General features: G+C 70.2%; 10 protein-coding genes. All 10 read right to left on the reverse strand.

The window, feature by feature from the left end:
• Positions 1-39 precede the first annotated feature (39 nt).
• Complete coding sequence (locus tag AVW11_RS34460) at positions 40-1,479, reverse strand: DNA polymerase IV (protein WP_076046989.1); 1,440 nt, start codon at positions 1,477-1,479, stop codon at positions 40-42.
• 52 nt (positions 1,480-1,531) lie between these two features.
• Positions 1,532-2,170, reverse strand: coding sequence for a MerR family transcriptional regulator (locus tag AVW11_RS34465; RefSeq protein WP_030842426.1), 639 nt, complete (start codon positions 2,168-2,170; stop codon positions 1,532-1,534).
• Positions 2,171-2,351: 181 nt separating this feature from the next.
• A complete protein-coding gene (locus AVW11_RS34470) occupies positions 2,352-2,825 on the reverse strand; it encodes a bifunctional nuclease family protein (RefSeq protein WP_007262890.1) in 474 nt (157 codons plus the stop codon).
• 63 nt (positions 2,826-2,888) lie between these two features.
• Entirely contained in the window at positions 2,889-3,659 is a 771-nt protein-coding gene (ftsR, locus tag AVW11_RS34475) for a transcriptional regulator FtsR (protein WP_030842428.1), read from the reverse strand.
• Positions 3,660-3,702: 43 nt separating this feature from the next.
• The gene (locus tag AVW11_RS34480; protein ID WP_076046991.1) at positions 3,703-4,641 is read right to left on the reverse strand and encodes an FHA domain-containing protein; all 939 of its coding nucleotides are present in this window, start codon (positions 4,639-4,641) and stop codon (positions 3,703-3,705) included.
• Between the two features lie 88 nt (positions 4,642-4,729).
• Positions 4,730-5,539, reverse strand: coding sequence for a DUF881 domain-containing protein (locus AVW11_RS34485; RefSeq protein WP_030842432.1), 810 nt, complete (start codon positions 5,537-5,539; stop codon positions 4,730-4,732).
• 5 nt (positions 5,540-5,544) lie between these two features.
• Positions 5,545-5,877 (reverse strand): small basic family protein, encoded by a 333-nt coding sequence (locus AVW11_RS34490; RefSeq protein WP_007262894.1) that lies wholly within the window; start codon positions 5,875-5,877, stop codon positions 5,545-5,547.
• The gene (locus tag AVW11_RS34495) at positions 5,874-6,782 is read right to left on the reverse strand and encodes a DUF881 domain-containing protein (protein ID WP_076046990.1); all 909 of its coding nucleotides are present in this window, start codon (positions 6,780-6,782) and stop codon (positions 5,874-5,876) included. Before AVW11_RS34495 ends, AVW11_RS34490 begins: the two co-directional genes overlap by 4 nt.
• A gap of 110 nt (positions 6,783-6,892) precedes the next feature.
• Positions 6,893-9,388, reverse strand: coding sequence for a mannose-1-phosphate guanyltransferase (locus AVW11_RS34500; RefSeq protein ID WP_030842435.1), 2,496 nt, complete (start codon positions 9,386-9,388; stop codon positions 6,893-6,895).
• 100 nt (positions 9,389-9,488) lie between these two features.
• A complete protein-coding gene (gene clsA, locus AVW11_RS34505) occupies positions 9,489-10,079 on the reverse strand; it encodes a cardiolipin synthase ClsA (RefSeq protein ID WP_030842437.1) in 591 nt (196 codons plus the stop codon).
• Positions 10,080-10,200: the final 121 nt, after the last annotated feature.

The raw sequence follows: 10,200 nt of genomic DNA on the forward strand, positions 1-10,200 counted from the left end.
CCGGACGCCGCGCCCCGGCAAACCTTTCCGGCCACAGCACTAGACCGCCTCCCCCACCAGCGGCAGCGGGTCGGCCGGCTCCAGATCGGGGTCGTCCACCCGGAAGGTCCGCACCCGGCCCGGCTCCGATCCGGGCTGCTCGAACCGCACGGTCACCCGCCCGACGCCACTGCCCTGCACCCACCCCGGCCCGTACAGGACGTGCCGTACGTCGCTCCCGGCCGCCCAGCGGCGCTCGGGGGCCTCCTGCGCCCGCACGGGCGGCTCAGACCCCTCCTGGGCCCCCGCGCTCCCGTCGGCGGCCTGCGGCTCGGCTCCACCGGCCGTACCGCCCGTGGCGGGCGTACCGCCCTCCTCGTCCGCCGCTCCTGCCTCGGCCACCCCCGCATCAGCCGCCGCCTCGGCCGCGAGCGACTGCGCGAAGAGGTCCTCCTGGGTGTAGTCCGCCAGACCGGTCACCCCCACCCCCAGCAGCCGCACGCCGCCCGTGGTGTCCACCGCCTCCAGCAGGCGTGCGGCGGCCTCCCGCACCACCGCCGCGTCGTCCGTGGGCCCGCGCAGCGTCTCGGACCGCGTCAGCGTGGAGAAGTCGTACCGCCGGACCTTGAGCACGATCGTGCGCCCCGAGTGCCCGGAGCCCCGCAACCGCCGCACGCACCGGTCGGCGAGCCGCTGCACCTCGCCCCGGATGCGCACCCGGTCGTGCAGGTCCACGTCGAAGGTGTCCTCGACCGACACCGACTTGGCGTCCCGCTCCGCGACCACCGGCCGGTCGTCCAGGCCGAGCGCCATCCGGTACAGCCCCGTGCCGTGTGCCCGGCCGACCATCCGGACCAGCTCGTCCTCCCCGGCCTCCACCAGCTCCCCCACCGTGGTGATCCCGGCGCGGCGCAGGTGCTCGCCGGTGGCCGGCCCCACGCCGGGCAGGGTCCGTACGGACATCGGGGCGAGCAGCTCCCGCTCGGTCCCGGGCTCGATCAGCAGCAGCCCGGCGGGCTTGGCCTCCTCGGAGGCCACCTTGGCCAGCATCTTCGACCCGGCGAGCCCCACGGACCCGCTGAGCCCGGTGGCGGCCCTGATGTCGGCCCGCAGCCTCTCACCCGTGGCCCGGGCGGAGCCCGAGTCGAAAGCGACCCCGCCCGCCTCCAGATCCACGAAGGCCTCGTCCAGGCTGAGCGGCTCCACCAGCGGCGACAGCTCCCGCAGCATGGCCATCACCACGTCACTGACCTGCCGGTAGAGCGTGAACCGCGGGATCAGGTAGGCGCCGTTCGGGCAGAGCCGCCTTGCCTGCGCCGTGGGCATCGCCGAGTGCACCCCGAACCGCCGGGCCTCGTACGAGGCCGTGGCGACGACCCCGCGCGGCCCGAGCCCGCCCACGATGACGGCCTTGCCGCGCAGGCTCGGCTTCGACGCCTGCTCGACGGAGGCGTAGAAGGCGTCCATGTCCAGGTGCAGGATGGTCGGAGCGGCTCTCACAGCACCGATGCTGCCCTATGCCTCTGACATTCCCGAGGCTCGGCCGGGCTGCTCAGCCGGCGCGGTTGCGGCGGGCGGCCAGTTCGTCCGTCGGGTTGTGCCCGACCAGGGTCTCCCCGGTGTCCACCCGCTCCCCGTGCAGCTGCGACAGCGCGCTCTGCACATCGCGCCACACCACGCCCACGGCGATACCGAAGACGCCCTGCCCGCCCTGGAGGAGGCTGACGACCTGGTCCGGCGAGGTGCATTCGTACACGGTGGCGCCGTCGCTCATCAGCGTCATCCGCTCCAGGTCCGCGAGGTCGCGGTCGTGCAGGTGCTGCACCGCGGTGCGGATGTTCTGCAGTGCCACACCGGTGTCCAGGAAACGCTTGACGATCTTGAGGACGACGACGTCGCGGAAGCTGTAGAGGCGCTGGGTCCCCGACCCGTACGCGGCCCGCACGCTGGGCTCCACCAGTCCGGTGCGGGCCCAGTAGTCGAGCTGCCGGTAGGTGATGCCGGCCGCGGCGCACGCCGTCGGCCCGCGGTAGCCGACCTGCTCGGGCGCCGGGTCCGCGTCCACCGGTCCGACCGGCGTCGACTCCGGCTGACGGCGCGCGGATCCGACCGCACCACCGTGCAGCGGGTACGGCCCGGTGCCACTCCGTACGGGGGTGCCCCCGGTCGTACCGTCGCCCGTGATCCTCACGCCGACCCTCCGTCCTTGACCTGCCCACCTCGAAGGTAGGCAGTCACCAGGGGTGCGTCAACGATCGCCACACTCGGCACGCCGAGTGATAATCACCCTGAGAGTGGTTTCCCGTATCCCTTTGCGGGGAAAGGCTACTCGAATGGGCTGGCGGCACACCGTGGACGACGCGGCCGACGCCTCACTGCGGGCCGGTGCCGAAGTCCTCGGGTGAGATCTGGTCGAGGAACTCGCGGAACTTCTCCACCTCGTCCTCCTGCTCGTCCGGGATGGCGATTCCGGCGTCGTCCAGCACGCCGTCACTGCCGTAGATCGGCGTCCCCGTCCGCAGGGCGAGGGCTATGGCGTCGGAAGGCCGCGCGCTCACCTCGACCCCGCTGGCGAAGACGAGCTCCGCGTAGAAGACGCCCTCCCGCAGATCCGTGATCCGGACCTCGGTGAGCTCCTCACCGACCGCCTCCAGCACGTCCTTGAAGAGGTCGTGCGTCAGCGGCCGGGCAGGGGCCATCCCCTGCTGGGCGAAGGCAATGGCCGTCGCCTCCCCCGGACCGATCCAGATGGGGAGGTACCGATCGCCTCCCACTTCACGCAGGAGCACGATCGGTTGGTTGGAGGGCATTTCCACCCGGACACCCACAACGTCGAGCTCGTTCACACAGCAACCCTAGGACCTGCTCGGCAGGTTTGGGTAGTCGGGGCTCCACCCCGACCGGCCAGGTCAGCGCAACCGGACGCCGAGAGCGCTCTGCACCAAGGCCTCGTGCAGCCGTACGGTCAGGCCCGCGAGCTCCTTCATCGTGGCCTCCGCATGCGCCCTGGTCTGCGGGTTGCGGTGCCGGCGCAGCGGTGCCACGACCTGCTCCACCAGACCCGCCTCCCGGTCGGCGGCCGCCTTCATGGCGCGCAGGTGCCGCGGCTCCAGGCCGAAACGCCCCAGGTCGGCCACGAGCCGGGCCACGGTGACCGCGTCGGCGTCGAACCCTGCGCCGGGCGCCTCGGCGAGGAGCCCGTACGACTCCCACTCGACGAGCTGGTCCTCGTCCACGCCGACGGCGTCGAGGAGCTCCTGGCGCCCCACACGGGCCGCGGGGGGCCGCTCCTGGACCGCCTCGCCGTAGACGGCGGCGGGGACGGCGGTGTCGGACGGGTCGGCGCAGTCGCCGTGCGCCGTGGGCGCCGGGATGCGGATCTGCTCCCCGCGTGCGAGCGCGTCGAGCTGCTCGCGGATGACCTTCAGCGGCAGGTAGTGATCACGCTGCAGGCGCAGGATGCGGGCGAGGCGCTCCACGTCCTCCGTGCTGAACTTGCGGTACCCGGACGGTGTGCGCCGGGGCTCGACCAGCCCCTCCGCCTCCAGAAAACGGATCTTCGAGATCGTGACTTCGGGGAACTCGTCACGCAGCGTGGTGAGCACCGTACCGATGCTCACCAGCCGCCCGGCCGAGCCGGCGGTGCCGTTTCCGGCGCCGCCTGTCGGATTGCGCAGCATGGGACCTTCCCTCGGGTGCCCCCGGACCGGGTCCGGGGGAGGGTCAGACGCCCCGCAGGCTCGCGTAGAAGACCAACCGGTACTTGCCGATCTGCACCTCGTCGCCGTTGTGCAGGGCGACGGAGTCGATCGGTTCACGGTTGACGTACGTGCCGTTGAGGCTGCCTACATCGGCCACGGTGAAGCCGCCGTCCTGGCTCCTGCGGAATTCGACATGGCGCCGGGAGACGGTGACGTCGTCCAGGAAGATGTCGCTCTGCGGGTGCCGGCCGGCCGTGGTCAGTTCGCCGTCGAGCAGGAAGCGGCTGCCGGAGTTGGGTCCGCGCCGCACGATGAGCAGGGCGGAGCCGGGCGGCAGGGCCTCCACCGCGGCCTGGGCCTCGGGGGACAGCGAGGACGACACGTGCGTCTGTCCCGTCACCTCGGCCTCATAGGCCTCCAGGCCCGAGATCGAGATGGTGGACGTGGTCTCCGAGGCACGCTCCGGCGTCAGGCCCGCCCGCAGCGGCGCGCCGCAGTTGGAGCAGAACCGGCTGGCCGCATCGCTGCGGTGTCCGCACCTGCTGCAAACCTGCTCGGCCGACATGGACGGCTCCTCGCGCCGCGGCTGCCCCGCGGAGGCATTGGTGGCGTACGGGTCGGGGGCAAACCCTCCACCCGCAGTTGAGGTTGATGGTTCACCGAAACCTATGCGGCCGGTACCGGCAGGGTCAACAGACGACGCGCCGGGGGCACCCGGAACCTCGCCCGCACCGGCGACCTCGTCGCGGAACAGCGGCCGGTCACCCTGCCCTTCCGCGTCCCCGGCACGGTGCCTCGCCGCGCCGCTCTCCTCGCGGTTCTTCTTGCCGAACAACTTCTCAAACAACTTCACGGGCGATTCCCCTTGACTGAAACAGACCCGCCCGTGGGGCAGGACGAACTCCGAATGCAGACACCTGCCGACCCGGACATTCTCACAACGTCCGTAACCACCAGACAGTTTCCACCACGCACCGCAACTTCGGTGCGCCGACCCCCCGCAGGCATCAGCCCGCGTGAGCCGCTCCACCCTCCACTCCGCTCCCTCTTCACCCCGATGACGACCGAGCGTAGTCAGGCTGCTTCGCAGCCCGCAAGGCATCCACAACGATCTTCGCCGACCGTGTGACGGCGACCGTGGCCTGCTCCTTCTCCAGCGTCTGGACGACACCGCCCGGGATGTTGAGCGCGGGCTCCAGATCCTGGGGTTTGCCGATCACCTTGAACTCATACGGTTGTGTGATCTTCTTGCCGTCGATCCCGACCCCGCCGTTCTCGTCCGAGAAGTACGAGCCTGCCACGATGCGCACCCCGTTGATCTGGATCGCCTCGGCCCCGGCGGCCCGCAGTTCCTGGAGGGTGTCCAGCAGCTGGTCGGACTGCACCTGGCCGGTGGGGTCGGTGATCCTGAGCGTGATGCCCGGTCCCTGCGCTGCCACCGTACCGGCCAGGATGCCGAGTTGACGTTCCTTCTCCACGGTCTGTCTGCGGGCCTCCTCGGCCTGGTTCGAGCTGCTCTCCAGTTCGCGGCGCTGGTCCTCCAGCCGCTGCTTCTCGTCCTCCAGCCGCTTGGTCCGCCCGTCGAGTTCGTCGAGGATCCGTACGAGGTCCTCCTGGCGTGCCCCGCGCAGCGCGCTGGAGTCGCTGTTCGAGCGGACCTGGATGGCGAGGCCCAGGCCCAGGACGAACAGCAGCAGCGCGACGATCAGTTGGGCCCGGCTGACCCTCGGCGGCCACAGTCCCGCCGCCAGCCGCTGTCGGCCGGTCTCCTCGGCAACCGGCCCGGCCTGTGTCTTTCCCTCTTCAAGAGGCTGTTCCGGGACGTTCGGTTCCTCGGGAGGGGTGTCGTTCGCGCTCATGTCCCTCACGCCCGGAAAACGTGCCGGCGGATGGCCGCGGCGTTGGAGAAGATGCGGATGCCGAGGACGACGACCACGCCGGTGGACAGCTGCGAGCCGACGCCCAGCTTGTCGCCGAGGAAGACGATCAGGGCGGCCACCACGACGTTCGACAGGAACGACACCACGAAGACCTTGTCGACGAAGATGCCGTCCAGCATGGCGCGCAAGCCCCCGAACACCGCGTCCAGCGCCGCCACCACGGCGATGGGCAGATAAGGCTCCACCACGGCCGGTACCTCGGGCCGGACCAGAAGTCCGACCACCACTCCGGCCAAGAGGCCCAGTACCGCGATCACGATGCACCCTTCTGCTGCTCTGCTGCTGTGGCTGTACGTACGATCAGGCTCGAAGCGGCCGGCAGCCTCAGCTCGTCGGCCGGGGAGAGGGTGTAGCGGATCCCGTAGCTCTCCTGGAGCACGTGCAGGTACTGCCCGTCCGCCGAGTTCTGGAAGGCCGGGCCGAGCTTCTTCTTGTCCCCCACCGCCAGCACCTCGTACGGCGGCACCAGCGGCCGGTTGTCGACCAGTATCGCGTCGCCCGCGGCCCTGATCGCCGACAGCTCGGTCAGCCGCTGCCCGTTGATGGAGATCGCCTCCGCGCCGGACTGCCACAGTCCGTTGACGATCTTCTGCATGTCGCGGTCGCGGAGCCGGCCGGTGTCCGAGAAGCCGCTGCTCTCGCGGGGCCCTCCGCCGTCGCCCGTGGACGAGCCCTTCGCGTCGTCCACCACCAGCTTGATCCCGGGCCCGCGCACCTCGGTGGCGCCGGCCAGCTGGGAGACGAGCTCGCCCTGGCTCCCGCCGGGCTGTTTGAGGGCCGCACGCTGACGTGCGGCGACGTCGGTCCGCAGCCGGTCGATGTTCTGCTCCAGGGCGTCCGCGCGTTCGTCGGCCCGCTGCACCCGGTCGATCAGCTCCTGGCGTTCCTTGGCGAGCACCGGCGCGTCCACGCGGGCCTCGGCCGCGCCGAGCGTGACGACCATCGCGGCGACCACGAGGCCGGCGGCGAGCCCCAGCTTGGCCTTGAGGGTGCGGGGCAGGCCTGCGGTGCCGTCCGCACGGCGCCGGGCCGTCGCCTCCGCATAGCCCTCGTCGAGGCTGTGGTCCATCACGTGCGTCAGCAGCGACATGGAGGCGTCCGGCCGCGCCGGCACGGAAGGCGCCGGAGTCCGGTTGGGGGGCGGCTGCGACATGCCGCACATCGTCGCATGTCGGCGCCGCACACACCCAATGCGTCCATCCGGTGGGCCGGGACGGGACTCCCCGCCCCGGCCCACCGGACTTCCGCCTTATGTCATCGCCCGCCCGGCACTCAGTGCCCGGCGCCGTCCACCACGCCCGCCCACTCCTCGAGCAGCGCCTGCGCGGAGGCGTCGTCGGGGCCTTCGGCCCACAGGTGCGTCACGGCCTCCGCCGGGTCCGGCAGGACCAGCGCCCACCGTCCGTCGGCCTCGACCACCCGCACCCCGTCGGTGGTGTCCACCTGCCGGTCTCCGGCCGCTTCGACGACCCGGCGCATGACGAGCCCCTTGACGGCCCACGGTGTCGGCACGTCGCGCTTGAGCACGTGCGCCCGCGGGATCCGGGCGTCGATCTGGCTCAGGGTGAGCTGGGTGCGCGCCACCAGGCCGAGCAGCTGGACGAACGCCGCCGAGCCGTCGAAGACGCTGCTGAACTCCGGGACGATGAAGCCGCCCCGGCCGTCTCCGCCGAAGATCGTGTTCTCGGCCCGCCCGACCCGGGTCAGGTCGTCGGGCGAGGTCGTCGTCCACTCCACCTGTGTGCCGTGGTAGGCCGCCACCTGCTCGGCGACGCGGGTGGTGGTCACCGGCAGCGCGACCTTGCCGCTGCGCTTCTCCGCCGCGACCAGGTCCAGCATGACCAGCAGCGCCCGGTCGTCCTCGATGATCCGGCCGCGCTCGTCGACGAGGGAGATCCGCTCACCCACCGGGTCGAACCGCACACCGAAGGCGGCGCGCGCCGAGGCGACGATCTCGCCCAGCCGCACCAGGCCGGCGCGCCGGGACTCGGCGCTTTCCGTCGGCCTGGTCTCGTCGAGCCCCGGGTTGATCGTCAGGGCGTCCACTCCGAGCCGTCCCAGGAGGCTCGGCATGACGAGCCCGGCGCTGCCGTTGGTGGCGTCGACGACCACCTTGAGCCCCGCGTCCCCGATCCCGGTGGTGTCCACCCGCCGCAGCAGCGAGCCGGTGTACGCGTCAAAGACGCTGCCGGGGAACTGCAGGTCGCCGATCTCGCCGGGGAAGGCCCGCCGGTACTCCTGGCGTGCGTACACGCGGTCGAGTTTGCGCTGCTGCTGGAGCGAGAGGTCGGCGCCTCGTTCGTCGAGGAACATGATGTCGACGGAGTCCGGAACTCCGGGCGAGGTCCGCAGGACGATCCCGCCTGCGCTTCCTCTCGCGGTCTGCTGCCGCGCGACGGGCAGCGGTACGTTCTCCAGGTCGCGCACGTTGATCGCGCTGGCCTGGAGCGCGGAGATCACGGCCCGTTTCAGCGCTCGCGCGCCGCGGGAGTGGTCGCGGGCCGTGGTGACGATCGCGCCCTTCTTCAGGGTGGTGGCGTAGGCTCCGGCGAGCCGGACCACCAGCTCGGGGGTGATCTCGACGTTGAGGATTCCGGAGACTCCGCGCGCGCCGAAGAGGTGGGCCTGTCCGCGGGACTCCCAGATGACGGACGTGTTGACGAAGGCACCGGCCTCGATCGTCTTGAAGGGGTAGACGCGCACGTTGCCCTGCACGATCGATTCCTCGCCGACGAGGCACTCGTCGCCGATGACGGCTCCGTCCTCGATCCGGGCCGCGCGCATGATGTCGGTGTTCTTGCCGATGACGCAGCCGCGGAGGTTGCTGTGGGGGCCGATGTACACGTTGTCGTGGACGACCGCCCGGTGGAGGAAGGCTCCGCTCTTGACGACGACGTTGGACCCGATGACGGTGTGCTCGCGGATCTCCACGCCGGCTTCGATCTTGGCGTAGTCCCCGATGTAGAGCGGTCCGCGGAGCACGGCGTCCGGGCTGACCTCGGCTCCCTCGGCGACCCATACGCCCGGGGAGATCTCGAAGCCGTCCATCTCGACCTCGACCTTGCCTTCGAGCACGTCGGCCTGGGCCTTGACGTAGCTCTCGTGGGTGCCCACGTCCTCCCAGTAGCCTTCGGCGACGTAGCCGTAGATCGGCCGGCCTTCCTTCATCAGCTGGGGGAAGACGTCGCTGGACCAGTCGACCGACACGTCGGGATCGACGTAGTCGAAGACTTCGGGCTCCATGACGTAGATGCCGGTGTTGACGGTGTCCGAGAAGACCTGGCCCCAGGTCGGCTTCTCCAGGAAGCGCTCGACCTTGCCTTCCTCGTCCACGATGGTGATGCCGAATTCCAGTGGGTTGGGTACCCGGGTCAGGCACACCGTGACGAGTGCGCCCTTCTCCTTGTGGAAGCGGATCAGGTCGGTGAGGTCGAAGTCGGTCAGCGCATCGCCGGAAATGACGACGAAGGCGTCATCCTTCAAGGCCTCCTCGGCATTCTTCACGCTGCCGGCGGTCCCGAGTGGCTTTTCCTCGTTGGCATAGGTGAGCTCCATCCCGAGCTCTTCGCCGTCCCCGAAGTAGTTCTTGACGAGCGACGCCAGGAACTGCACGGTAACCACGGTCTCATTGAGCCCGTGCCGCTTGAGCAGCCTGAGTACGTGCTCCATGATCGGGCGGTTTGCCACCGGCAGGAGCGGCTTGGGCATGCTCGAGGTCATGGGGCGAAGGCGTGTGCCCTCGCCACCGGCCATCACGACGGCCTTCATGTCGGAAGAGTCCTCCTTGAGAGATGACAGTCGTGCCGACTCTCACCCGCCTCGTTCGGTGACTTCGCGACTCCTCCGGGTCATCCGGCGTCGGGCGGGCTCAATCGGCCGTGGCGTCAGCCTTCACCAGACGGCGGACTTGAACCACGTAAAGGATTCCTGCCCACCAATAGAGGGTTGTACCCCATCCCGCGAACGCCCATCCGAAAACTGCGGCCAACCAGGCCAACCAGCCGCCTCCGTCACTGAGCAGGAGCAACGGGAAGGCGTACATCAGGTTGAAGGTTGCGGCCTTGCCGAGGAAGTTGACCTGCGGCGGCGGATATCCGTGGCGGCGCAGGATCCACACCATGACCAGCAACATCAGCTCACGCGCGAGGAGGGCTCCGGTGAGCCACAGCGGCAGGATCTCGCGATAGGTCAGACCGAACAGCGTGGACAGGATGTAGAGGCGGTCCGCGGCGGGGTCCAGCAGCCGGCCGAGCTTGCTGATCTGATTCCAGCGCCGGGCGAGCTTCCCGTCGAGGTAGTCGCTGATCCCGCTGAGCATGAGGACGGCGAGGGCCCATCCGTCGTACTCGGCGAGGATCAGCCACAGGAACAGGGGCACGCCGGCCAGGCGAGCCATGCTCAGGATGTTGGGAATGGTGAAAATTCGGTCAGTCTGAACCCGAGTCTCCTGGACCTCCACCCGGGGGCCTCCACTGTGACGGTAGAAAACGGTCGTTCGATGCCCCCTGACCCTACAGGAGTCCACGCACGTGTCCGGAACGCAGAAAAGCCCCGCACCAGAAGGTGCGGGGCTTTCCCAC

The sequence above is a fragment of the Streptomyces amritsarensis genome, assembly GCF_001953875.1.
Taxonomy (GTDB): domain Bacteria; phylum Actinomycetota; class Actinomycetes; order Streptomycetales; family Streptomycetaceae; genus Streptomyces; species Streptomyces amritsarensis.